Source organism: Bordetella sp. N, assembly GCF_001433395.1.
Classification (GTDB): Bacteria; Pseudomonadota; Gammaproteobacteria; order Burkholderiales; family Burkholderiaceae_B; genus Bordetella_C.
Map to the genome: position 1 here is coordinate 5,565,966 of NZ_CP013111.1, position 22,132 is coordinate 5,588,097.

The following is a 22,132-nucleotide window of genomic DNA, read 5'->3' on the forward strand; positions in this document are numbered from 1 at the left end:
AGGCGGACATTCCATGCAGTTGTTGGCAGCCCTCATCAGCGGCCTGGGCCTGGGCAGCATGTATGCCCTGACAGCCCTGGGCTTTCATGTCACCCATGCCGTCTCGGGGACGGTGAACTTCGCGCAAGGCAGCTCGATGATGCTCGGCGCGGTGCTGTGCTTCACCTTCGCGCAGACCCTGGGATGGGGCACGGCGCCGGCCATCGTGGCGGCGCTGGCTTGCTGCGCGCTGTATGGTTTGTTGGTCGAGTTCTTCGCGGTGCGGCCCTTCGCCTCGCGGGGTTCCAACGCCTGGCTGATGTCCACCGTGGCGCTGGGCATCGTGCTGGACAACGTGGTCATGCACACCTTCGGCAAGGAGCCGCGCAGTCTGCCTTCGCCGCTGGCGTTGTCGCCCATCGAAATCGGCGGCCTGGGCCTGGGCGTGTATCCGCTGCAAGTGCTGATTCCGCTGGTGGGCTTCGCGCTGGCAGCCGCGCTGCATCTGGTGGGGCGCCGCACGCGCTGGGGCACGGCCTTGCTGGCCGTGGCGCAGAATCGCGATGCCGCGCGTCTGATGGGCATACCCATCAGACGCGCGGTGGCCGCCGCCTTCGCGCTGTCCACCTTGCTGGCCGGCGTCGCGGGCATCCTGATCGCGCCGCTGTTCAACGTCAATGCCGACATGGGCACCTTGTTCGGCCTCAAGGCTTTTGCCGTGGCCATCCTGGGCGGCATCTCCAGCGCCTGGGGTGTCATGTTCGCCGGCTTGATCTTCGGCGTGGCGGAAGCCCTCGTCACGGTCACGCTGGGTTCCGGCTATACCCAGATCATCACCTTCCTCCTGGTCATCGTGGTGCTGGCGATGCGGCCCAACGGCCTGTTCGGCCGCGCGGAGGTCAAGAAAGTATGAAATCCAAATCTCTCCTGTTCGGCCTGGCCGCCGCGGCCACGGTGCTGGCGCTGGCGTTCACGCTGAACAGCTATTACGTCTTCGTGCTGGCCCAGATCGTCCTGCTGGCGCTGGTGGGCATCGGCCTCAACGTACTGCTCGGGCTGACCGGCCAGGTGTCCTTCGGTCACGTCGGCTTCTATGCCATCGGCGCCTATGCCGTGGCCGTCCTCACCACCAAGGCCGGGTGGAGCTTCTGGCCCGCCTGGGCCGTCGGCACTCTGCTTTCAGCCGCCCTGGGCGCCTTGCTGGCCTTGCCGGCATTGCGGGTCAAGGGGCCTTACCTGGCGATGCTCACCATTGCCTTCAGCTTCATCGTGCAGCATGCCGTCATCGAGATGGGCGGCATCACCGGCGGCCAGAGCGGCATCATGGGCGTGTTGCCGCCGCAACTGGTGGCGGGCTGGAGTCCGGAACAGACCATCACGGTGCTGGCCGTGCTCGCCACGGCGGTGGTGCTGGCCGGCTATGCGCGGCTGTCACGCGGCGCCTGGGGCGCCGCCATGCGCGCGGTCAAGGACAGCGAGACGGCCGCGCAGTCCATCGGCATCAATCCCCTGGTGATCAAGACCGTAGCGTTCACCTTGTCCGCCGCGGTGGCCGGGCTGGCTGGCGGTCTGTTCGGTCCGCTGTCGGGCTTCGTCACGCCGGACACCTTCAACTTCATGCAGTCCATCCTGTTCGTGCTGGTGGTGGTGCTGGGCGGCGCGGGTACGGTGGCCGGGCCGGTCATCGGCGCGCTGATCGTGGGCGCTTTGCCGGAAGTGCTGGCTTCGCTGGAAGACTATCGCCTGCTGTTCTTCGGCGCCTTGCTGTTGGTGGTGCTGTGGGTGGCGCCCGATGGCCTGGTGGGCTTGTGGCGCCAGGTGATGGGCCGCCTGAGCGCGGCGCGCGCCCGGCCCCTCAGTGTCAATGCGATCGCCAGTGCGATTGCCGAGGCGAATGCCGCAACCGCTACCGTTGCCGCTGCCGGCGCCCTGGATGTCGAACTGACTCAGCGTGCGCGCGCCATGCTGTCGGCGCGCGATCTGGGCATCACCTTCGGCGGCGTCCGTGCCGTCAGCGAGCTGTCCATGCAGGTGCCCGCTGGCGCGGTCACCAGTTTGATCGGCCCCAACGGCGCGGGCAAGACCACGGCGCTGAACATGTTGAGCGGCTTCTATCTGCCTTCGGCCGGCGACGTGCTGCTGGGCGAACGCGCGCTTACCGGGCAGTCGGCCTTCCGCATCGCGCGTGCAGGCGTGGCCCGCACGTATCAGACCTCGCAGCTGTTCGGATCGCTCAGCGTCGAGGACAACGTGGTGCTGGCCATGGGCCGTGGCCGCCTGGGCGGCTTGCTGGCGGCGCGTGCGCCGCAAGGCGAACAGTCCCTGGCGCGCGCCCGGGCCCTGCTGGCCTATTGCGGCTATCGTGGGGCGCCGAGCTTGCCGGCCGGCGACCTGGCGCACGTGGACCGCCGCCTGGTCGAGATCGCGCGGGCCCTGGCCACCGATCCCGACGTGCTGTTGCTGGACGAGCCCGCCGCCGGTCTTTCGCGGGAAGACAAGAGCATGCTGGCCGCGCTGCTGCGCCGCATCGCCGACGCGGGTATCGGCGTGGCCATCGTCGAGCACGACATGACCCTGGTGATGGCGATTTCCGATCAGCTGGTGGTGCTGGATGCGGGCCGTCGCCTGGCCGTGGGCACGCCCGCCGAGATCCAGAGCGATCCCGCCGTGAAGCAGGCCTATCTGGGCGAATCGCTGGACGGGCAGCTGGGTACGGGTCAGGCCGCCGCCGCGCCACGTACACCCGGCGCGGAATTGCTGGGGGTCGCCGACCTGGTGGCCGGGTACGGCGCGGAACCGGTACTGCATGGCATCAGCCTGCAAGTGCGCGAGGGCGAGATGGTGGCCCTGCTGGGGGCAAATGGCGCGGGCAAGTCCACTTTGATGCGGACCTTGTCGGGCCTGCATGCGAGCCAGTCCGGCGCCATGCACGTCGACGGCAACACCATCGAAGGCGCGCCTGCCGAGACCGTGGTGGGCATGGGTCTGGTGCTGGTCCCCGAGGGCCGTCAGGTCTTCCCCGAGCTGTCGGTGCTTGACAACCTGCGCCTGGGCGGCTTCCTGCATCAGGATGGCCTGGAGGCGCGTGTGCAGGACATGCTGGAACGCTTCCCGCGCCTGCGTGAACGCCTGCATCAGCGCGCCGGCCTGCTGTCCGGCGGCGAGCAGCAGATGCTGGCCGTGGCGCGCGGTTTGATGAGCCGTCCGCGGGTCTTGCTACTGGACGAACCGTCCCTGGGCCTGGCGCCCAAGGTCATCGCCGAGTTGTTCACGTCCCTGGACCGGTTGCGCGCGGAGAACATGACCATACTGCTGGTGGATCAGATGGCCGGCCTGGCTTTGGCGCTGGCCGACCGTGCCTACGTCCTGGAAAGCGGTCGTGTCGTGGCGCAAGGCACGTCGGCCGAGATCGCCGCCGACGACGCCTTGGCGAACGCCTATCTGCACGCCTGATCTGGGCGCCCGGCCTGCTGTTCGATGATCGCGGCCAGCCTTAGCACGGCGGCCGTGACGTCGGCTTCGGGGTAGCCGCCGAAGCCCAGGATCAAGCCCTGCCTGACGGGCGCGTCGGCCCCGCCGCCGGCATAGGTGGGCGACAGCGCCCTGGCGGAGATGCCTTGAGCGCCGGCCGCGCGCACGACGTCGACGTCACGCAGGCGGTCAGCCAGCCACAAGACCAGATGCATGCCCTGGTCGCCGGCCTGCAGCGTGGCCAGCCGCGCTGGCAGGTGCTTTTCCAGCAAGGCGATCAGGAAGGACCGGCTTTCCGCATAGGCGCTGCGCACGCGCCGGATGTGCCGGTCCAGATGCCCTTCCGCGATAAACGCGGCCAGCACATGCTGTTCGGCCGTCGGCGCCAGGCGGTCCATCAGGATGCGCGCCCCGCAGAACGCCGGTACCAGGTCTGGCGGCGCGATCAGATAGCCCAGGCGCAGGGACGGGAACAGGATCTTGCTGAACGTGCCCAGGTAGATGACGCGCTGGCTGTCCAGTCCCTGCAGCGCGGGGAAGGGATGGCCGGCATAACGCATTTCGCTGTCGTAATCGTCCTCGACGATCCAGGCGTTGCGCGCGCGCGCCCATTGGAGCAGCGCTTCGCGCCGCGCCATGCTCATGGGCATGCCCAGCGGATATTGGTGCGAAGGCGTGACGAAAGCCACGCGGGCATCGGGCGCCTTGCGCAAGCCTTCCTCCACCCGCATGCCTTCATCGTCCACGGGGATGCGCGCCACGCGCTCCGGAGGACCGTTGGCCGCCAGTATCGACGTGATGCCCAGATAGGCGGGGTCTTCCACCCAGGCCTGATCCTGCGTTTCCAGCAAGACCTGGCAGGCAAGATGCAGGCCCTGCTGCGTGCCGGCCGTGATGATGATCTGGTCGGCGTCGCAGCGGACCGAGCGGGCCCGTCTTGCATATTCCGCGATGGCCACGCGCAGCGCGCGCAGGCCTTGCGGGTCCGAATAGCCGGAAGGCGCGCCGCTGCGCGATGCGCGCACCCGGTTGCCGATCTTGCGCCAGGTATCGTCCGGCGCCGTCGCGCCCAGCGGCACGGAGACCGCGAAGGGCACATTGGGGACGGGCTGCATGGCCTGCGTGATGGCGGCGTAGCGCAGCGCCGGCGCGGGCAGTGGCCGCAGCGGTGGTAGCGGTGTAGAGGCCGCGCGAGACGTTTTGGTGGTGGGCGCCGCCGGGGCGGATCGGCCCGGGCGTTTCGCGGTGTCGGCCAGCGCGCTGGAAACCACCGTGCCCGCGCCGCTTCTGGCTTCCAGGAAGCCTTCGGCGACCAGTTGCTCGAACGCTTCCACCACCGTGCCGCGCGCCACGCCCAGGGCGGTGGCGAGCACGCGGGTGGAGGGCAAGGCTTCACCGGGGCGCATGGCGCCTTTACGTATGGCGGCGCGCAGTTGCAGCGCCAGTTGGCGGCCCAGCTGGCCGGCGCCGCGATCCAGCGGCGCCAATACCGGCAGTTCCACAGCCTTGACCGTTCTTCCCATGCGAGTGCCATCCAGCTACGGCCCGCGGCATGCGGGCGCTTCGGCGGCCGCTCATCCGTGGCGCCGCCGCTGCGGCAAGAGTAGCATTGGCGACGGGTCGCCCATCATGGGCATGTGGGTTGCTTTCCTGAACGTTTTCCCCGTCCAGCCAGGAGCGTGTCATGTCCGTGTCCCCCACCGATCATCCCTCTGCCCCCGCCCCGGATCAAGAGGCCACCACCGACGATATCAACCTTGCCAGGACGTCCGGCCCCATTGTCGTGATTACCGGTGCGTCCAGCGGCATCGGCTGCGCGACGGCGCTGGCTTTCGCGCGCGAGGGCGCCAGCGTGGTGCTGGCGGCGCGCGGCGCGGACGGCCTGGCGCGGGTGGCGGGTGCGTGCCGGCGTGCTGGAGGACAGGCGCTGGCGGTGCCTACCGATGTCACCGAGCCAGACCAGGTGCAGGCCCTGGCGGAGCGCACCCTGGAGGCATTCGGACGTATCGACGTGTGGATCAACAATGTCGGCGTGGGCGCGGTCGGACGCTTCGAAGAGGTGCCGCTGGAGGCCCACAAGCGGGTGATCGAGGCCAACCTGCTGGGGCACATCTATGGCTGCCATGCCGTGCTGCCTCACTTCCGCCAGCGCGGTCGCGGGGTGATCATCAATATGATCTCGATCGGGGCCTGGGCGCCGGCGCCCTATGCGGCGGCTTACGCTGCCAGCAAGTTCGGCCTGCGCGGTTTCTCCGAGTCCCTGCGCGCCGAGCTGGCCGACCTGCCGCGGGTGTCCGTGTGCGAGGTCTATCCCACCTTCGTCGATACCCCGGGCGTGGGCCATGGCGCCAACTATTCCGGCAAGCATCTGCGCCCGCCCCCACCCATGGTGGATCCGCGCGAGGTCGCGCAGGCCCTGGTCAAACTGGCGCATCATCCCCGGCCCTCGACCTTGCTGGGCAGCGTGGCCTGGCCGGTACGGCTGGCGCATACCGTGGCCCCCGACCTGTCAGCGGGGATGACCCGCCGGCTGATGGACGCCGGTTTCCGCCGGGCGGAGCCGCAGCCGCACAGCGCGGGCAATCTGTTCGAGCCGTCCATGGGCCACGCCATCGACGGCGGCTACCGGCGCAGTTCCATGAATCCCGATACCGCCAGGATCCTGAAACTCGGCGCGCTGGCCATCGCCGGCATAGCGCTGCTGCGATCTTTGTAAGCCGTTCGGCGGCCGCGCGGCGTGCCCAGAGTGGTCCAGCGAAAATGGTCCATAGCGGACCGGATACTGGTCCGCTACGGTGGCATGATGGCGTCTGGATGCTTCTGGAGCCGTTCGTGTACGTACCTGACCATTTCGCCGTGCAAGACCCTGCCGCCTTGCATGCCCTCATCCGCGGCTACCCGCTCGGCGCGCTGGTGACCTGTGGCGCGGGCGGCCTCGATGCAAACCATATTCCCTTCGAGCTGGACGTGGCGCCGGACGGCCAGGCCGTGCTGCAGGGTCATGTGGCGCGCAAGAATCCGGTGTGGCAAGAGGTCAAGGACGGTGACGACGTCCTGGTCATCTTCCGCGCCGAACATGCCTATATTTCACCGAACTGGTATCCGAGCAAGCACGAGCAGCACAAGCAGGTGCCGACGTGGAACTACGAGGTGGTCCATGCGCATGGCCGGATCCGCATCCGCGACGACGAGAAGTTCGTGCGTGGCGTGGTGGCCCGCCTGACGCGCGCCCATGAACAGCCACAGCCCAAGCCCTGGAAGATGACCGACAGTGCCCCTGATTTCATCGACGGCATGCTGCAGGCCATCGTCGGTATCCAGGTGGAAGTGACCAAGCTGGTCGGCAAGGCCAAGCTGAGTCAGAACAAGGAACGCCGCGATATCGAATCCGCCGGCCAGGCGCTGCGCGCCCAGGGCGATACCGGCATCGGCGACCGCATGCTGGCCTGTATTCCCGGGCAGCAGCCGGCCTGAGGTCGCGCCCACGTCCGACGCCCGCCGCCTGCGCGCTACGCGGCCTCCGGCGCCGTGGCCGGAAAGCGGATGACCAGATGAAGCCCGCGCGCCGCGGTCCTGTCGTCGATCACGGCGCCGTGCATGGCGGCAATGCGCGCGACCAGGGACAGCCCCAGGCCGGTGCCGCGCTCGCCGCTGCCCGCCACCCGGAAGAAAGGTTCGAAGATGCGCGCGCGATCCGGCGCCGCCACGCCGGGGCCGTCATCCGCGACTTCCAGGCAGGGCCGGCCGTCCTCGATGCGGCAGCTGACGGCGATATGCCCTTGCGCCGGGGTGTAGCGGATGGCGTTGTCGAGCAGATTGCTCAAGAGGATGCCCAGGCTGTCGACGTTGCCGCGCAGCGTGCAGGATTCGGCGTTCAAGGCGATGTGCTGCGCCTTGCGCTGTGCCGATCCTTCGAAATCCCGCACGATCAGGTCCGCCAGGTCGGCCAGGTCCAGCGTTTCCATGGGCCAGGCGTCATCGGTTTCCAGGCGGGCCTGATCGAGCAACTGTTCCACCAGGCGCGCCGCCCGTGCCGCCACGGTTTGCAGCTTCACGGCGGCCGCGTGCGACAGCGCGGCATCCTGCGCGCCCGCGGCCAGTTGCGCCTGGGCCTGGATGGCGGCCAGCGGCGTGCGCAGTTCGTGGGCGGCATCGGCGATCAGCCGCCAAGTCTGGTAGGTCTCGTCCAGCTCCTGCTGGCTCTTGGCTACCTGCACCTGCACGCTGCCGGTATCGTCGACCACCGTGTACACGCGCCAGTTCTGGCCGGCGAAATGGCTTTCATCGAAGCCGGGGGAGAAGTCCGGACGCATGGGCGCGTCGGGCGCGCTGGGGGAGCGCATCAGCAGCTTGCGCGTCCGCAGATTCCACACCTGGAAAGCCATGTCGTCGATGGGCTCCTTGTCGATGTCGGCCAGGTGGTAGGCGGGCACGGCGCCCTCGCCGGCCGTCAGCGTACTCGGCATGGAGGACACGATCAGGCGCCCGATACCACGCAGGCGGCTGTCCCAATACCCGGTTTCCGGCTGGCGCATATCCCAGGCGCGCGCCAGATACCAGACGCTGCCGAAGGCGGCGATGGTGATCAGCATCGCCGTGAGCAGGCGGATGCGCAGGCTGTTCATGCCGTTGCCGCCCCGATGCGATAGCCGAAGCCGTGCACCGTGTCGATCAAGCCATTGCCCAGCTTGCGACGCAGCTGATGGATGTACACGGCCACCGTATTGCTTTCGATGGTGCCATGCCGTCCGTAGACCGCGTCTTCCAGCTGTTCGCGCGTGACGATGTGGCCTTGCCGTTCCAGCAGGGCCACCAGGGTGCGGTATTCATGGATGCTGAGCTTGACGGGCGCGCCGTCGCGCGTCACGGCGCGGCGCGCGGGGTCGACGTGGACCTCGCCCACCTGCATCAGGGGCACGACGCGATGGCTGGCCCGGCGCGTGACCGCGCGCAGGCGGGCCAGCACTTCCTCGAAGGGGAAGGGTTTGACCAGATAGTCGTCGGCGCCCTCGTCCAGGCCCTTGATGCGATCGCTCAGGCGGTCGCGCGCGGACAGGATGATGACCGGTGTCGCGTCGTAACGTTCGCGCAGACCCCGCAGTATCGCCAGGCCGGACCCGAGCGGTAGTTGCAGGTCCAGCAGCACGGCATCGAAGGCATGGTCGGTCAGGGCGGCTCGCGCCTGGGCGGCGTCCGTGACCCAGTCCACCTGATAGGCGGCCTGGCGCAGGCTATCGCCCAGGGCTTCGCCCAGCATGGGATCGTCTTCGACTAGCAGCAGATGCAACGCATGTCCTTGGCGGTTTAAGGGGATAAGAAAGAGATTAATTGCCCGCGATTAAAAAACTTTTAAATCCGTTCCCCAAGAATCGCGTTCCGGAAGGCCGCCAAACCCGCGGCCATGGAAGACGGAGCGACATGATGGTAAGCGAAGCAGGGGCAGGACAATCGATGGTGCGCGGGGCGCGGTCCATGGCGCTGGCAGCGGCCTTGGCGGCTGCTTGCGGCGCCGCGCAAGCGGAGAACAGTATAGGGCTGGGCGTGGGCGCGGTGCCCGAGTACGAGGGATCGCACGACTATCACGCCGTGCCCGTGCCTCTGGTCAAGTACGAGTCCGGCGCGTTCTTCATCGACGGCGATGGCGGACTGCCGGTGCTGGGATTACGGACCCATCTCGCGCCAAACTGGCAGGCCGGTGTCTTCGCCGGCCTGCGCTTAGGTCGCGATGCGGACGATCACGACCGCCTGAACGGACTGGATGACATTGACCCGCACGGGACCGCCGGGGCGTTCCTGCGCTGGAATAACGATCGCTGGCATGTGGATCTGACGGCTACCCAGGCATTGCGTTCGGGCTATGGCACCCGCGCCGAACTGCGGGCATGGTATGAGGTATGGCGTTCGGGCCGCAGCCAGGTCCGCCTTGGCGCCGGTACGGCCTGGGGCAGCCACGACGATATGTCCACCTGGTTCAGCGTCGACAGCAGCGAGGCGGCCCGTAGCCAGGCGGCACGCAGCGATGGTGGCCTGCGGGCGTACTCGGCTGGCGCGGGTTTCCGCTCGGCCACGCTCAGCGCCACGTGGCGCTATGACCTGACGCCGCGCTGGACCATGGTGACGTCGGTGGGCGTGCGGACCTTGCTGGGCGATGCGCGCGACAGCCCCATCGTCGAACGTCGCACGTCGCCTTACGGTATGGTCGGCCTGAGCTATCGGTTCTGAGGCTAGCCAGCCGGCCGCCTCGGGCAGGGCGGCCGGCGGGGCGGACCGATTGAATGGGCTGGCTACTTGGCCTCCGCTTCGGCGCGGGCGATGGAGCCGACCATGTCGTACTCCTTGCCCACCCACTTCTGGCCAAGTTTCTCGATCGTGCCATCGGCCTTCATCTCGGCGATGGCCTTGCTGACGGCGTCACGGAGTTCGGGCTCGTCCTTGCGCATCGCGGCGGCCGAAAGCTGGTAGGTAAGCGGTTCGCCCACTTCCTTGATCGGCAGCTTGCGCTCCGTGGCATAGCGCAGGCCGCCGAAGTGCGAAATGATGACGGCGTCGATACGGCCGATGCCCAGGTCGGCGAAGATCAGGCTGCCGTTCTCATAGGTCTGGATGATGGCCTGCGGCAGGTGGGCGCGCGACCACGACTCGTTGGACGAGCCGGTACTGACGCCGATGCGCTTGCCGGTCAGGTCCTTGTCCCCGTGGATGTCCTTGTTGTCCTGGCGCACGAAAATTCGGAAGTCCTCGACGCCGTAGGGCGCGGAGAAATCCACTTGCAACATGCGTTCGGGTGTCGGCGTCAGGTCGTTCATGACCAGATCGTATTTGTCGGTCTTCAGGCCGGCCACGAAGTTCTTGAACGAGTCGGCCACGAACTCCACCTTGGGCACGCCCAGGCGGCGCGCCACCTCGCGCGCCATGTCGACGTCATAGCCATCCGGCTTGTTCTGGTCATTCAGGAACGACCAGGGCGGTGAACTCTGGGTGTTGGCGATGCGGATGACGCCATTGGCGTGGATGCGGTCCAACGCACCCGCGGCGTGCGCCGTGGCCGGCAGGAAAGCGCTGAAGGCGGTGCAGGCAAAGATGGCAATGATGGGAGTCAGGGACAGACGGATCTTTGGCAACATGATGGATTTCCCTTGATTGTGGTTTGTGGCGGTTTGAACTGCGGATTCAATCGCCGAGGCGACCGAGGAACTGGCGGCAGCGCTCGCTGGCCTGGGCGCCGAAGAATTCATCCGGCGGGCAATTGGCCAGGATGTGGCCGCCCTCCATGAACACCACGCGGTCGGCGGCTTCGCGAGCAAAGCGAGTCTCGTGCGTCACCACCAGCATGGTCATGCCTTCGGCGGCCAATTCACGCATGACCTGCAGGACGTCGTCGCGCAGTTCGGGGTCGAGCGCCGAAGTCGGCTCATCGAAGAAGATGACTTCCGGCGCCATGGCCAGCGCCCGGGCGATCGCCACGCGCTGCTTCTGGCCGCCGGACAGCTTGCCGGGATACTGGGCGGCCTTCTCGCTCAGGCCGACGCGGTCGAGCAGCCGCATGCCGGTCTGGATGGCCGAGTCGCGGGCCACGCCTTTGGCCAGCAGGCCTTCGATGACGTTCTGCAGCGCCGTCATGTGCGGGAAAAGGTTGAAGGACTGGAACACCATCGCCGTGCGGCGGCGGATCTGCTGCACGGCCTGGCGGCGGGCGCGATCGCCTGTGCCGCCATCGCAGGCGACGGCGATGCCGCAGATCTCAACATGGCCGTCGTCGGGCGTTTCCAGGAAATTCAGGGAACGGATGAGGGTCGTCTTGCCGGAGCCCGAGGGCCCCATGATGACGACGACTTCACCTTGCTGGACCTCGAGGTCGACACCACGCAAGACCTGGTTGGCGCCGAAGGACTTCTTCAGCCCGCGCACGCGTACGGTCTGGACGGTAGGGGAGCGATCGCCGTTCATTGATAGCGCCTCGACAGGTGGGCTTCGAGCAAGGTTTGCAGAATGGTCAGGAACTGGTTGATGAGCCAGTAGATGGCGCCGACCATGACGAACATTTCCATGTAGCGAAAGGTGGTGGCGCCGATCTGGTCGGCCACGCGTGTCATTTCGACGACCGTGATGGTGGAGGCCAGCGAGGTGTCCTTCATCAAGGCGATCAGGCGGCTGCCCAACGGCGGGATGGCGATGCGCAGCGCCTGCGGCAAGACGATGCGGCGCATGGTGCGGGTGTAGCTCATGCCCATCGACCAGGCGGCTTCCCACTGGCCCCGGTCCACGCCGGAAATGCCCGAGCGGAAATTCTCGCTGAGATAGGCGGCGGAGAACAGGGTCAAGGCCACCAGCGCCGCCGCCACCGGCCCCACCACGATGCCGTAGGTGGGCAGGCCGAAGTAGATCAGCAGGATCTGTATCAGCAAGGGCGTGCCGCGGAAGATCGACACGTAGGCGAAGGCGAACCAGCGTAACGGTCGAATGCCGGAGATGCGGGCGAGGGCGATCAGCATGCCCAGCACGCAGCCGCCGACGAACGACGTCAGCCCCAGGAACAGCGTCATGAGCAGCGCGGGACCCAGTAAGGGCGCGGCGCGCTGGAAGAGTTCCCACATGGTTTTATCCCCTTGTATTGTGGGTTTTGGAAATGCAGGCTGACGTCATCGCTGATGTCATCGATATGGCGGCGCCTGCCTTCAGGTGCTTCAAACGTGCCGTGCGTAAGCCTCCAGCGCGCCCTGCAGGTCCGCGCGCAATGCTTCACGGTTTTCAAGGCCGATGGACAAGCGGACCACGGGCTGATCGGTCCTCGCGTAGACGCGATTGGCCTGCAGCGGGGCCGGATAGTAGGCAGCCAGGCTGTGCGTGCCACCCCAGCTCGCGCCGATGGAGAAGTGCTCCAATGCGTCGAAGAACGCATGATGCGCGCGTTCGCTGGCGGGTTGCAGGACCATGGAAAACAGGCAGCCGTTGGTGCGCATGTCGCGCTTCCACAGGGCGTGGCCGGGGTCGGACTCCAGCGGCGGATAGAGCAGCTCGCTGACCTGGGGCTGCTGGTCCAGCCAGCGCGCGATCTCCAGGGTGGCGTCGCTTTGCGCGGCCAGGCGGACCTCCAGGGTTTCCATGCCGCGCATCACCAGGAAAGCGTCGTCGGGGCTGACCTGCAAGCCCATGATGCTCTGGGTTTCGCGCAGCACCTCGTAATGGCCACGGTCGTTCATGCTGATCGCGCCTACCAGCAGATCGGAATGGCCGCCCAGGAACTTGGTGGCCGCCTCCACGCAGAAATCCACGCCATGCTCCAGCGGCCGGAAACCCAGCGGGCTGGCCCAGGTGTTGTCGACCATGGTCAGCACGCCGCGCCTGCGCGCGACGGCGGCGATGGCGGGAACGTCCAGCATTTCCATCGTCACGGTGCCGGGCGACTCCATGCAGATCATGCGCGTGTTGGGCTTGATCAGCGACTCGATGTCGGCGCCGATGTCCGGCTTGTAGAACTCGACCTCCACGCCCATGCGTGCCAGGTAGTTCTGCGCATAGGTTTTCAGCGCGCCGTAGCAGGCGGCCGAGATCAGCAGGTGATCGCCGCCACGCACGAAGCCCATGACGCAACCCATCAGCGCCGCCTGGCCGCTAGGCGTCACCACGCAGTGCTTGCCGTGTTCCAGTTCAGCGATGCGCCGTTCCAGCTCCCGCGCCGTGGGCGTGCCGGTGATGCCGTAGCTGAAGCCGTCGGGCTGGCGTGTCTTGCGATTGGCGAAGTCCTGGAAATTGTCGAACACCACGGTCGAGCCCCGCATGACGGCAGGTGACAGGCTACGATACGGCTCATTAGGTGGAGTTATAGGTTTCATGATTTCTATTGGTGGACGCAAGGGTTATGGCGATTCGGACAGTTTCTGCCAATCGACCTATTCGTTCAATATGGGGAATCGTCTAGCTCGATAAGCGAGGCTTATAGATGGATATGCGCGAAATCCAGGTGTTCAGGGCGGTCATGCGGGCGGGGACGACCAGCAAGGCGGCTCATCTATTGGGTATTTCGCAGCCCGCCGTCAGTCAGGCCATCCGCCGCCTGGAGACCGCGGCGGAGTTGCGGCTGTTCGAGCGCGTGCGGGGCCGGCTGGTGCCCACGCAGGAAGCCAGCGCCCTGATCGAAGAGGTCGACCGGTGCTTCTCCGGTTTCGAGATGATCGAACATCGCATCCGCAGCCTGAAATCATTCGGACTGGGGCGCCTGGCGATAGGCGCGTTGCCGGCGCTGGGTACCGGCTTCATGCCGCGGGCCATCGCGCATTTCGAGCTGGCCACGCGACGCGTCCAGCTGTCCTTCCAGATATTGAGTTCGCGCGAGGTGTATCAGCGCGTGCTGGCGGGGCAGCTGGATTTCGGCTTGATGGCCGACGAGTTGGACGTCTCGGGCCTGGAGCATTCAGAGTTTCTGCGCGTGCCCGGAGTGGTCGCCATGGCAGCCACGCATCCCCTGGCGCGCAAGCCGGTGATCGAGCCGGCCGATCTTGCGGCCCATCCTTTCATCGCGCTCAATCCCGAGGACGCCAGCCGGCGCCGCCTGGAGGCCGTGCTGCACGAGCAGGGCCACGAGATCAGCCCCATCCTGGAGACGCCCTACTCCAACACCATCTGTGAGCTGGCCATGCGCGGGCAGGGCCTGGGCCTGGTGCATCCCGTGATGGGGCTGGACTATGTCCAGCGCGGCGTCGTGCTGCGACCTTTCGCCTTGGAGGTGTCATTCTGCACCTTACTAGTCTTTCGTCCGGGTAATCCCTTGTCGGAAAACGCCAAGGCCTTCTTGCGCAGCATGCGCATCCAGTTGGAGGCCGATCTGGCCCAGCTGGCGCCGGTGCTGCAGCGGTGAACAGCAGGTCGAATAGGCGGCCTTTTCCGGCCAGGCTATAAGCAGCACTTATTGAGCGAGTCAGTGCACCCGCTTGTCCGCGTTTCTTCGGCGGAGAAGAATGTCCGTCATTATTCAACGACGACGGTCAGTCGCCTCTTGGGGAAATAGCTCATGCTCTCGTGGAAATCATTCCTGGCGCTGGTGGCGCTGATAGTCCCGATCGGCGCTTGGGCAGCCGATGCAACCGCCGATGCTTCGCTCGAAAAGCTACTCAAGCGTGGTGTCGTGCGAGTGGCTAACACGCAGACGAGTCCACCCTGGAGCTTCTTGGGGATGGACAACCAGCCGGATGGCTACGATGTCGCCGTGGCGCGGGAAATGTTCAAGCGCATCGGCATTCCCAAGGTCGAGTTCATCGCGGACAAGTTCAAGAATTTTATCGAAGGCATCAATACGCAGAAGTACGACGTGGTAGTGAATAGCCTGGCAAAGACGCCTGATCGCGAGAAGGTGGTGGATTTCACCGTTCCGTATGCCGTCCAGGACTTTCGTATCTGGGTGGGGCAGAAAAACCAAAGCATTCATGACGCTGCGAGCTTGAAGGGCCACAGCGTGGGAGTCAGCGCGGGGACGTCAAATGAATTGTGGGCACGCCGAAATTTGCCGGACTCCGAAATTCGCACGTACGAGGGCGGCGGCTTCCTCTATAACGACCTGATCAGCGGCCGCCTTGAATCAGTCATCGATTCTTACGTCCACGGCAACAGCGTGCGTACGGTCAATAAGTTGCCGATCAAGCCCGTCGGCGAGCCGCTGGTCTATTCGCTGGGCGCGGCTGTCGTGCCCAAAGGCGCGGAGGGCTTGCGCAAAGCGATGGACAAGGCCCTGGAGGAAATGCGAGCGGACGGCACATTGCAAAGACTGGGGCACAAATACGTGGGTGAGGATTACGACATGGTCGGCAACATGAACAAGGCAAACAAAGCATGGTGAACCAGGGCAAGCAGGCGGAGCTGGCCAAGCCCAAGGCGGCCAACCCGATCAAGAGCGAAATCGATTTCGAAGCGGATGGCAAGCACATGGGCTATCTGCGCCTTCCGCATTCGGTTCATCGATCCGCTTATGGCTGGATACCCATTCCTGTTGCTTCCATCCGCAACGGCGATGGCCCCACCGTGATCGTCAGCGCGGGCACGCACGGCGACGAATTTGAAGGTCAGATTATCGTGTCGCGCCTGATCAAGGAGATTGAGCCCGCCATGCTGAACGGGCAACTGATCTTGCTGCCAATGGCCAACGCGCCGGCCGCCGAAGCGGGGACGCGTACTTCACCGATTGACGACGGCAACCTCAACCGGCTCTATCCAGGCGACGCGGCCGGCACGCCTTCACAGATCATCGCGCATTACATCGAGCACGTCTTGTTGGCCCGCGCGCAATATATGATAGATCTACATTCGGGCGGGTCGTCCTTGCAATACGACGGCGCCAACATGATGGGTCTGGAGCCGCGCGACGCCGAGGAAGAGGGGGTGGTCACCGGCCTGCTCAAAGCTTTTGGCCTTCCCAGAGCCTTTCTTTATCAACCGAATCCCGTCAACATCACGGCGGCGGCACGTCGCCAAGGGGCCATCTGTTTTCTCACGGAGCTGGGAGGCGGAGGTGGCGTCGATCCTGCTCTGGTCAAGCTGGGAATGCACGGCGTTCTGCATCTGCTGGGCCATATTGGCGTGCTGCATGGCGCTTTGGTGCCGGCAGGTCCGCCCAGTCAGGCACGCCTCATGGCCATCGATCGCAACGCACACTACGTTTATGCTTATGACAACGGCGTGCACGAGCCCTTGGTAAACCTGGGGGCCAAAGTGCGTAAGGGAGATGCCGCCGCGCTGATCCACTTCCCCGACACGCCGGGAAAAGAGCCCGTGACGGTTTATTTTCCGGGCGACGGTGAAGTGATCTGCAAGCGTGTACTGGCGCAGGTCAGGCGGGGCGACTGTATTTTCCAACTGGCCAGCGAGCGGAAGCACATCGGCCTTGCGCGTGGCGGGTAGTCACGCCAAGTTCAGGATTTGCGGCGGCGCGAGACGGGCATAGCGATGCTGGCGACAGGCTTGAGGGCCGGCGGCGCGTCGCCGGCGCAGGCACTGCAGCCGCCGCAGCTGGCCTGGGACGTCACGGCCCAGGATCGTGCCAGGCGTTGAAGACGCGTGGGCATGGCCGGGTGGGCCAGCGGCCGGGCCAGTCCGCGCCGGATGCCCGCCTTCACCCGCGGGAAGAAATGCGCCAACACGCCGGCGCTGCTCGCGACGACCGCGATGGCCACGACGGCGTATTGCCACAGTTGTCCGTTGCTTGTCATAGCAACCACCCCGCCACGCGATAGGTTATGAAGGTGGCCGCGTAAGCCAGCACGAACATATAGCCGAACGACAGCCACACCATGCGCCGGCTGCCGGTCTCGCGCTTGATGATCGCCAGGGTCGACATGCATTGCGGCGCGAAGGCGAACCAGACCATCAAGGCCAAGGCCGTGGCCGTGGAGAAGTTGCCGGCCAGCATGCTGCCCAGCGCGGCGTCCTGGCCTTCAGCCACGCTGTAGACGGTGCCCAGCGTCGCCACGGCCGACTCGCGCGCGGCGAACGCCGGAATCAAGGCCAACGTGATCTGCCAGTTGAAACCCAGCGGCGCGAACAAGGGCTGTATCCACTGGCCGATGATGCCGGCCAGGCTGTATTCGATGGCGGGCTCGGTGGCGTTGGCCGGCGCGCCAGGGAAGCTGGCGATGAACCACATGATGATGGTCAGGGCGAGCATGACACCCGTCAGCCGCTTCAGGAAGATCCAGATGCGCTCCCACAGGCCGATGCCGATATCGCGCCACTTGGGCAGGCGATAAGTCGGCAGCTCCATGAGCAGCGCCGATTCGTGCTGGCGGCGGCGCAAGCGCTTGCCGACGTAGGCCACGGCAAGCGCCGCCGCGATGCCGCCCGCATACAAGGTGAACAGCACCATGCCCTGCAGATTGAAGATGCCCAGCACCGGCCGCAAGGGCACGAAGGCGCTGATCAACAGCGCATAGACCGGCAGGCGCGCCGAGCAGGTCATCAGCGGCGCCACCAGGATGGTCACCAGGCGGTCGCGCCGGTCGGGAATGCTGCGCGCGCCGATGATGCTGGGGATGGCACAGGCAAAACTGGACAACAGCGGGATGAAGGCGCGGCCGCTCAGGCCCACCGACAACATGACGCGATCCAGCAGGAAGGCCGCGCGGGGCAGATACCCCGATTCCTCCAGCACCAGGATGAAGAAGAACAGGGTCAGGATCTGCGGCAGGAAGCCCAGCACCGTGCCGAGCCCCCCGAACAGGCCGTCACGCAGCAGGCCCCTCAGGGGACCATCGCCCATGTGCGACGTCAGCAACTCGCCCAGCGATCCCATGCCGTCGGCGATGGCATCGGTCATGGGCTTGCCGATGGCATAGACCGCCTGGAAGGTCAGGAACATGATCAGGGCCAGCAGCAGGAAGCCAAGCACCGGATGCAGGGCCCAGCGATCGACGCGATCGGTCAGGGTCGTGGTCGTTGCGGGCATGCGAACCGTATCGGCGAGCAGCGCGCGTACGTCGGCGTGCAGGTCACCACTGTCTTGCGTGCGCGTGGGCGCGGGCACGACGTCGTCGAGCCGCGCGATCAAATTGCCGACGCCATCGCGGCGCACGGCCACGGTTTCCACCACCGGCATGCCCAGGGCCTCGGACAGCCGCGCCATATCGATCTGGATGCCGCGGCGCTTGGCTTCATCCGCCATGTTCAGCGCCACGATCACCGGCAGGCCCAGGCGCCGCACTTCCAGCAACAGGCGCAGATGCAGACGCAGATTGGTGGCGTCGGCGACGAAGACGATGGCATCGGGCCTGGCTTCGCCCGGATAGTCGCCGCGCAGTACCGACGTGGTGATGCTCTCGTCGATGCTGGCGGAGGTGAAGCTGTACGTGCCGGGCAGATCCAGCAGCCGCACCGCGCGCCCTTGCGGCGTGGTGAAGCGGCCTTCCTTGCGGTCCACCGTCACACCCGCGTAATTGGCGACTTTCTGGTGCCCACCTGTCAGGCGATTGAACAGGGCCGTCTTGCCCGCGTTGGGATTGCCGACCAGGGCCAGCCGCAGTGTCGCGTCACTCATGATGCACCTGCGCACGCGTGACCATGACACGGTCGGCTTCGTTGCGGCGCAAGGCGAACCGCGTGGTGCCGATGGCGATCAACAGCGGGTCGCCCCCAAAAGGCCCTTTGGCCGCGAGTCGCACGGGTTCGCCGGCGACAAAGCCCAGGTCGCGCAGGCGCGCGGCGACAGGATCGGGGGTGGCAAGGTCGACGACGTGTTCGACCACCGCATGATCGTGCGTGGCCAGCTCGGAAAGGCGAAGGGAGGACATGCGGAAAACCGGAAAGCGAAAGGCGGAAAGCGAAAGAGAATCGTTCGTAGCATACACCGCCATGCGCCAATCTCGTCACCGTTTGCGGAAGGTCAATGCACGGGGCACCGCGATGTGCTTGGACAATATGTCCAATGACAATCTGTCCAATAGTCCGAATGACGCGTAGCAACATAGAATTTTGCCAAGCCCGCTGAAACGGCGCTTCTGCCGTTGACCATGCGCGGGTACCCACGTTGGCCCTGCTGTCATGACGTTTTCGCCTTCCGCTCTAGACCTGGCGCGTTTCCAGTTCGCGTTCACGGTGTCGTTTCATATCATCTTTCCCGCCATCAGCATCGGCCTTGCAAGCTTTCTCATGGTGCTCGAAGGTGCGTGGCTGAAGACCCGCCGCGACGTCTATCGAGAGATGTATTTCTTCTGGTCCAAGGTGTTCGCATTGTCCTTCGGACTGGGTGTCGTTTCCGGCGTGGTGATGAGCTATCAGTTCGGCACCAACTGGGCGGGCTTCGCGGATTACGCGGGCGCCGTCACCGGTCCTTTGCTGACCTATGAAGTGCTGACGGCCTTCTTCCTGGAAGCGGGCTTCCTGGGCATCATGCTGTTCGGCTGGCGCAAGGTAAGCCCCAAGGCGCACTTCGGCGCGACCATCATGGTGGCGCTCGGTACGCTGATCTCCATGTTCTGGATCCTGTCGTCGAACAGCTGGATGCAGACGCCCCAGGGCGTGAGCATCCAGGACGGACGCATCGTGCCGGAGGACTGGTGGCAGATCGTCTTCAATCCTTCCTTCCCGTATCGGCTTGCGCACATGGGCCTGGCGGCCTTCCTGGTGGCCGCGTTGATCGTGTGCGCCGGCTCGGCCTGGCATCTCTTGCGCAAAGGCGCGCGCGAATCCGTGCGCCGTGCGTTCTCGCTGTCGCTGTGGGCACTGCTGGTGCTGGCGCCCTTGCAGATCGTCGTTGGCGACGCGCACGGCTTGAATACCCTGAAGTACCAGCCGGCCAAGATCGCCGCCATCGAGGGACTGTGGGAGACGCATGAAGACGGCACGCCGCTGAACCTGTTCGGCATCCCGGACATGGCGCGCGAGGAAACCCGCTACGCACTCGAAGTGCCGCGTCTCGGCAGCCTGATCCTTACCCATAGCTGGGACGGCAAGATCGAAGGGCTGAAGTCCTTCGCGCCGGAAGATCGTCCCAATTCGACCATCGTGTTCTGGAGCTTCCGCATCATGGTCGGGCTGGGCATGCTGATGCTGTTGCTGGCCTTGCTCGGCGCGGTCCTGCGGCGCCGCCGCCGGCTGTACGAGGCGCGCTGGTTCCTGCGGTTCGCCGTGGCGATGGGGCCGTCCGGTCTGATCGCCTTGCTGGCGGGATGGGTGACCACCGAAGTCGGGCGCCAGCCCTGGGTCGTCTATGGCCTGATGCGCACGGCTGATGGGGTCGGCCCCGTCAGCGCGCAACAGCTGGGCACGTCGCTGCTGCTGTTCGTCGTGGTGTATTTCGCGGTGTTCGGCGGCGGCATCTATTACATGCTCAGGTTGCTGGGCAAAGGCCCGCAGCCCGTCGTGGATGGCGATCCTCGGCCGCTGCCGCCCCCGGCGCTGGAACACGATCCCCTGGCCGCGGCGCTGGGCCACAGGAATGCGACATCATGACTATCGACCTGCCTACCGTCTGGGCCCTCGTTATCGCGCTCGGCGTATTGATCTATGTGGTGCTCGATGGCTTTGACCTCGGCATCGGCCTGCTGTATCCGCTGTTCCCGCGCGAACATGACCGTCAACTGATGATGCACAGCGTGGCGCCCGTCTGGGACGGCAACGAAACCTGGATGGTGCTGGGTGGCGCTGGCCTGTATGCGGCCTTCCCGTCGGTGTATGGCGGGCTGCTGTCGGCGACCTATCTGCCGCTGGTCCTGATGTTGTGCGGCCTGATCTTCCGCGGCGCGGCGTTCGAGTTACGCGCGAAGGCGCAGCGCACGCGCCATGCGTGGGACGTGGCTTTCATGGGCGGTTCGGCGCTGGCCACGTTCTGCCAGGGCATGGTGCTGGGCACGCTGTTGCAGGGCATACCCATGAGCGCGGGCCGCTACGCCGGCAATGGCATGGAGTGGCTGTCGCCCTTCAGTCTGTTTTGCGGCCTTGGACTCTGCGTGACGTATGCGTGCCTGGGCTGCGGCTGGCTGATCGGAAAGACAGAGGGCGATCTGCAACGCAAGCTGTATGCCTTGATACGTCCCCTGGCCGTGCTGCTGCTCGGGGTCATCGCGGTGGTCACCGTATGGACGATGCTGGCGCAGCCGCAAGTGGCGGCCCGCTGGTTCGACAAGGACAATTTCTTCTACTTCCTGCCGGTGCCGGCCCTGCTGGTGCTGGCCGTCGCGATGATTTTCCGGGCGAGCAAGCGCGGCCTGGACCGGCAGCCCTTCGCCGGGGCGATCGCCATCGTGTTCCTGGGATTCAGCGGCTTGATGCTCAGTATCTTTCCTTACATCCTGCCTGGGTCGCTGGATATCTGGCAGGCCTCGTCGCCCCGTTCCAGTCAGGCCTTCGCCCTGGTCGGCGTGGTGCTGGTGCTGCCCGTCATCCTTGCTTATACCGCCCTGTCCTATTGGGTATTCCGGGGCAAGGTAAGCACGGACGGGGGGTATCACTGATGTCGGCCCGATGGCGCGGTGTTGCCTGGGCGATGGGCCTGTGGGCGGCCGGTGTCGCCGCCACCGGCGCGGTCGCCTTCATCTTCAAGCTGCTCATGCTGGGGGCGGTGCGAATTTAAGGCCTGGCGCGGCCCGGTGGAACAATCCTTGCTGAAAGGGGTCCCCCCAGACCAAGAAGCGAGGGAAAAATGAGAGATCTCATCAGTTGCGTGAAGGCGATGGCCGTGGGCGCCGTTGCCATGTATTACCTGGACCCGGATCTGGGCAGGCGCCGTCGGGCGGAGCTGAACGACAAGCTGCGTTCAACCTGCGACAGCATCACGGGTTGTGTGCGCTCCGAAGGCCGGCACGTCGCGCATCGCGTACGCGGCATCGCGAGGGAGGTCGAATCCAGCGTGACGGCCGCGGTGGTCGACGATTACACGCAGGTTGAGTGCATCCGCGCGGCCCTGGCAGGGCTGGTCTCCAAGCCGGACGCCATCGATGTTTCCGTCAATGAGGGCATCGCGTCACTGGCGGGCCGGGTGGCGGCGTCGGAACATGAGGGGCTGATCAGGGCAGTCAGCACGCTGCCCGGCGTGCGTTCCGTGGCCGACCTGCTCGACGTCTATGACGAGCCCGGCGGCGTGCCCACCCTGCAGGGCGGGTCTCCCTCCTGAGGCTTGCGGAAGGCCTGAATACGCCATTGACGGCTGACATCAAATTTCCTGATGTCAGCCGTCAAATAGCGTCGATATACACGAATGCGCCCC

General features: G+C 65.8%; 22 protein-coding genes. 12 read left to right on the forward strand and 10 right to left on the reverse strand.

Annotation, left to right across the window (positions count from 1 at the left end; translation table 11 throughout):
* Positions 1–13 precede the first annotated feature (13 nt).
* Complete coding sequence (locus ASB57_RS24085; protein WP_057654476.1) at positions 14–892, forward strand: branched-chain amino acid ABC transporter permease; 879 nt, start codon at positions 14–16, stop codon at positions 890–892.
* Positions 889–3,432 carry a branched-chain amino acid ABC transporter ATP-binding protein/permease gene (locus ASB57_RS24090; RefSeq protein ID WP_057654477.1) on the forward strand — a complete coding sequence of 848 codons (2,544 nt, stop codon included), beginning with the start codon at positions 889–891 and terminating at the stop codon, positions 3,430–3,432. The genes ASB57_RS24085 and ASB57_RS24090 overlap by 4 nt, the downstream gene beginning before the upstream one ends.
* On the opposite strand, the gene ASB57_RS24095 is transcribed toward ASB57_RS24090, so the two are convergent.
* Positions 3,417–4,973, reverse strand: a complete 1,557-nt coding sequence (locus ASB57_RS24095; protein ID WP_057654478.1) for a PLP-dependent aminotransferase family protein — start codon at positions 4,971–4,973, stop codon at positions 3,417–3,419. The genes ASB57_RS24090 and ASB57_RS24095 overlap by 16 nt on opposite strands.
* 161 nt (positions 4,974–5,134) lie before the next feature.
* Here ASB57_RS24095 and ASB57_RS24100 point away from each other — a divergent pair, with 161 nt between their 5' ends.
* Both ASB57_RS24100 and ASB57_RS24105 read left to right on the forward strand, forming a co-directional pair.
* On the forward strand, positions 5,135–6,166 hold the full coding sequence (locus tag ASB57_RS24100) for an SDR family oxidoreductase (protein ID WP_082621799.1): 1,032 nt from the start codon (positions 5,135–5,137) through the stop codon (positions 6,164–6,166).
* Positions 6,167–6,282: 116 nt separating this feature from the next.
* Positions 6,283–6,924, forward strand: coding sequence for an FMN-binding negative transcriptional regulator (locus ASB57_RS24105; protein ID WP_057656403.1), 642 nt, complete (start codon positions 6,283–6,285; stop codon positions 6,922–6,924).
* 35 nt (positions 6,925–6,959) lie between these two features.
* On the opposite strand, the gene ASB57_RS24110 is transcribed toward ASB57_RS24105, so the two are convergent.
* Together ASB57_RS24110 and ASB57_RS24115 are read right to left on the reverse strand one after the other, a co-directional pair.
* Complete coding sequence (locus ASB57_RS24110; protein ID WP_057654479.1) at positions 6,960–8,075, reverse strand: sensor histidine kinase KdpD; 1,116 nt, start codon at positions 8,073–8,075, stop codon at positions 6,960–6,962.
* Positions 8,072–8,737 (reverse strand): response regulator transcription factor, encoded by a 666-nt coding sequence (locus ASB57_RS24115; RefSeq protein WP_082621800.1) that lies wholly within the window; start codon positions 8,735–8,737, stop codon positions 8,072–8,074. The genes ASB57_RS24110 and ASB57_RS24115 overlap by 4 nt, the downstream gene beginning before the upstream one ends.
* A gap of 131 nt (positions 8,738–8,868) precedes the next feature.
* Here ASB57_RS24115 and ASB57_RS24120 point away from each other — a divergent pair, with 131 nt between their 5' ends.
* Positions 8,869–9,672 carry a MipA/OmpV family protein gene (locus tag ASB57_RS24120; protein ID WP_369822759.1) on the forward strand — a complete coding sequence of 268 codons (804 nt, stop codon included), beginning with the start codon at positions 8,869–8,871 and terminating at the stop codon, positions 9,670–9,672.
* Between the two features lie 62 nt (positions 9,673–9,734).
* Here the strand turns inward: ASB57_RS24120 and ASB57_RS24125 are convergent, their stop codons facing one another.
* The 4 genes from ASB57_RS24125 to metC form a co-directional block, all read right to left on the reverse strand.
* Positions 9,735–10,574 carry an ABC transporter substrate-binding protein gene (locus ASB57_RS24125; protein WP_057654481.1) on the reverse strand — a complete coding sequence of 280 codons (840 nt, stop codon included), beginning with the start codon at positions 10,572–10,574 and terminating at the stop codon, positions 9,735–9,737.
* A 46-nt stretch (positions 10,575–10,620) separates the two neighbouring features.
* Complete coding sequence (locus ASB57_RS24130) at positions 10,621–11,397, reverse strand: amino acid ABC transporter ATP-binding protein (RefSeq protein WP_057654482.1); 777 nt, start codon at positions 11,395–11,397, stop codon at positions 10,621–10,623.
* Positions 11,394–12,044 carry an amino acid ABC transporter permease gene (locus ASB57_RS24135; RefSeq protein WP_057654483.1) on the reverse strand — a complete coding sequence of 217 codons (651 nt, stop codon included), beginning with the start codon at positions 12,042–12,044 and terminating at the stop codon, positions 11,394–11,396. The genes ASB57_RS24130 and ASB57_RS24135 overlap by 4 nt, the downstream gene beginning before the upstream one ends.
* A gap of 90 nt (positions 12,045–12,134) precedes the next feature.
* Positions 12,135–13,283, reverse strand: coding sequence for a cystathionine beta-lyase (gene metC, locus ASB57_RS24140; RefSeq protein WP_057654484.1), 1,149 nt, complete (start codon positions 13,281–13,283; stop codon positions 12,135–12,137).
* 107 nt (positions 13,284–13,390) lie between these two features.
* On the opposite strand from metC, the gene ASB57_RS24145 reads away from it, so the two are divergent.
* The 3 genes from ASB57_RS24145 (at position 13,391) to ASB57_RS24155 (ending at position 16,338) form a co-directional block, all read left to right on the forward strand.
* The gene (locus ASB57_RS24145) at positions 13,391–14,305 is read left to right on the forward strand and encodes a LysR substrate-binding domain-containing protein (protein WP_057654485.1); all 915 of its coding nucleotides are present in this window, start codon (positions 13,391–13,393) and stop codon (positions 14,303–14,305) included.
* Between the two features lie 153 nt (positions 14,306–14,458).
* A complete protein-coding gene (locus tag ASB57_RS24150) occupies positions 14,459–15,280 on the forward strand; it encodes a transporter substrate-binding domain-containing protein (protein WP_057654486.1) in 822 nt (273 codons plus the stop codon).
* The gene (locus ASB57_RS24155) at positions 15,274–16,338 is read left to right on the forward strand and encodes a succinylglutamate desuccinylase/aspartoacylase family protein (RefSeq protein WP_057654487.1); all 1,065 of its coding nucleotides are present in this window, start codon (positions 15,274–15,276) and stop codon (positions 16,336–16,338) included. Before ASB57_RS24150 ends, ASB57_RS24155 begins: the two co-directional genes overlap by 7 nt.
* An 11-nt stretch (positions 16,339–16,349) precedes the next feature.
* Here the strand turns inward: ASB57_RS24155 and ASB57_RS24160 are convergent, their stop codons facing one another.
* The 3 genes from ASB57_RS24160 to ASB57_RS24170 are packed head-to-tail and all read right to left on the reverse strand — an operon-like array spanning position 16,350 to position 18,719.
* Positions 16,350–16,646: a DUF6587 family protein gene (locus ASB57_RS24160; protein ID WP_057654488.1), complete on the reverse strand. Its 297-nt coding sequence runs from the start codon at positions 16,644–16,646 to the stop codon at positions 16,350–16,352.
* Positions 16,643–18,466 carry a ferrous iron transporter B gene (locus tag ASB57_RS24165; protein ID WP_057654489.1) on the reverse strand — a complete coding sequence of 608 codons (1,824 nt, stop codon included), beginning with the start codon at positions 18,464–18,466 and terminating at the stop codon, positions 16,643–16,645. The genes ASB57_RS24160 and ASB57_RS24165 overlap by 4 nt, the downstream gene beginning before the upstream one ends.
* Positions 18,459–18,719 carry a FeoA domain-containing protein gene (locus ASB57_RS24170; protein ID WP_057656405.1) on the reverse strand — a complete coding sequence of 87 codons (261 nt, stop codon included), beginning with the start codon at positions 18,717–18,719 and terminating at the stop codon, positions 18,459–18,461. The genes ASB57_RS24165 and ASB57_RS24170 overlap by 8 nt, the downstream gene beginning before the upstream one ends.
* Positions 18,720–18,969: 250 nt before the next feature.
* On the opposite strand from ASB57_RS24170, the gene ASB57_RS24175 reads away from it, so the two are divergent.
* From ASB57_RS24175 to ASB57_RS24185, 4 genes are all read left to right on the forward strand, one after another.
* Positions 18,970–20,379 carry a cytochrome ubiquinol oxidase subunit I gene (locus tag ASB57_RS24175; RefSeq protein WP_082621801.1) on the forward strand — a complete coding sequence of 470 codons (1,410 nt, stop codon included), beginning with the start codon at positions 18,970–18,972 and terminating at the stop codon, positions 20,377–20,379.
* On the forward strand, positions 20,376–21,380 hold the full coding sequence (gene cydB, locus ASB57_RS24180; RefSeq protein ID WP_057654490.1) for a cytochrome d ubiquinol oxidase subunit II: 1,005 nt from the start codon (positions 20,376–20,378) through the stop codon (positions 21,378–21,380). The genes ASB57_RS24175 and cydB overlap by 4 nt, the downstream gene beginning before the upstream one ends.
* Complete coding sequence (locus tag ASB57_RS31185; RefSeq protein WP_156414254.1) at positions 21,380–21,499, forward strand: DUF2474 family protein; 120 nt, start codon at positions 21,380–21,382, stop codon at positions 21,497–21,499. Before cydB ends, ASB57_RS31185 begins: the two co-directional genes overlap by 1 nt.
* 69 nt (positions 21,500–21,568) lie before the next feature.
* Positions 21,569–22,039, forward strand: a complete 471-nt coding sequence (locus tag ASB57_RS24185) for a BON domain-containing protein (RefSeq protein ID WP_156414255.1) — start codon at positions 21,569–21,571, stop codon at positions 22,037–22,039.
* The last annotated feature ends 93 nt before the right edge of the window (positions 22,040–22,132 follow it).

Excerpts from the sequence above, each read along its gene's own strand:
- ASB57_RS24085 (WP_057654476.1), top strand. The coding sequence starts at position 14 with ATGCAGTTGTTGGCAGCCCTCATCAGCGGCCTGGGCCTGGGCAGCATG.
- ASB57_RS24090 (WP_057654477.1), top strand. The coding sequence starts at position 889 with ATGAAATCCAAATCTCTCCTGTTCGGCCTGGCCGCCGCGGCCACGGTG.
- ASB57_RS24095 (WP_057654478.1), bottom strand. The coding sequence starts at position 4,973 with ATGGGAAGAACGGTCAAGGCTGTGGAACTGCCGGTATTGGCGCCGCTG.
- ASB57_RS24100 (WP_082621799.1), top strand. The coding sequence starts at position 5,135 with ATGTCCGTGTCCCCCACCGATCATCCCTCTGCCCCCGCCCCGGATCAA.
- ASB57_RS24110 (WP_057654479.1), bottom strand. The coding sequence starts at position 8,075 with ATGAACAGCCTGCGCATCCGCCTGCTCACGGCGATGCTGATCACCATC.
- ASB57_RS24120 (WP_369822759.1), top strand. The coding sequence starts at position 8,869 with ATGATGGTAAGCGAAGCAGGGGCAGGACAATCGATGGTGCGCGGGGCG.
- ASB57_RS24125 (WP_057654481.1), bottom strand. The coding sequence starts at position 10,574 with ATGTTGCCAAAGATCCGTCTGTCCCTGACTCCCATCATTGCCATCTTT.
- ASB57_RS24130 (WP_057654482.1), bottom strand. The coding sequence starts at position 11,397 with ATGAACGGCGATCGCTCCCCTACCGTCCAGACCGTACGCGTGCGCGGG.
- ASB57_RS24135 (WP_057654483.1), bottom strand. The coding sequence starts at position 12,044 with ATGTGGGAACTCTTCCAGCGCGCCGCGCCCTTACTGGGTCCCGCGCTG.
- metC (WP_057654484.1), bottom strand. The coding sequence starts at position 13,283 with ATGAAACCTATAACTCCACCTAATGAGCCGTATCGTAGCCTGTCACCT.
- ASB57_RS24145 (WP_057654485.1), top strand. The coding sequence starts at position 13,391 with ATGGATATGCGCGAAATCCAGGTGTTCAGGGCGGTCATGCGGGCGGGG.
- ASB57_RS24150 (WP_057654486.1), top strand. The coding sequence starts at position 14,459 with ATGCTCTCGTGGAAATCATTCCTGGCGCTGGTGGCGCTGATAGTCCCG.
- ASB57_RS24155 (WP_057654487.1), top strand. The coding sequence starts at position 15,274 with ATGGTGAACCAGGGCAAGCAGGCGGAGCTGGCCAAGCCCAAGGCGGCC.
- ASB57_RS24160 (WP_057654488.1), bottom strand. The coding sequence starts at position 16,646 with ATGACAAGCAACGGACAACTGTGGCAATACGCCGTCGTGGCCATCGCG.
- ASB57_RS24165 (WP_057654489.1), bottom strand. The coding sequence starts at position 18,466 with ATGAGTGACGCGACACTGCGGCTGGCCCTGGTCGGCAATCCCAACGCG.
- ASB57_RS24170 (WP_057656405.1), bottom strand. The coding sequence starts at position 18,719 with ATGTCCTCCCTTCGCCTTTCCGAGCTGGCCACGCACGATCATGCGGTG.
- ASB57_RS24175 (WP_082621801.1), top strand. The coding sequence starts at position 18,970 with ATGACGTTTTCGCCTTCCGCTCTAGACCTGGCGCGTTTCCAGTTCGCG.
- cydB (WP_057654490.1), top strand. The coding sequence starts at position 20,376 with ATGACTATCGACCTGCCTACCGTCTGGGCCCTCGTTATCGCGCTCGGC.
- ASB57_RS31185 (WP_156414254.1), top strand. The coding sequence starts at position 21,380 with ATGTCGGCCCGATGGCGCGGTGTTGCCTGGGCGATGGGCCTGTGGGCG.
- ASB57_RS24185 (WP_156414255.1), top strand. The coding sequence starts at position 21,569 with ATGAGAGATCTCATCAGTTGCGTGAAGGCGATGGCCGTGGGCGCCGTT.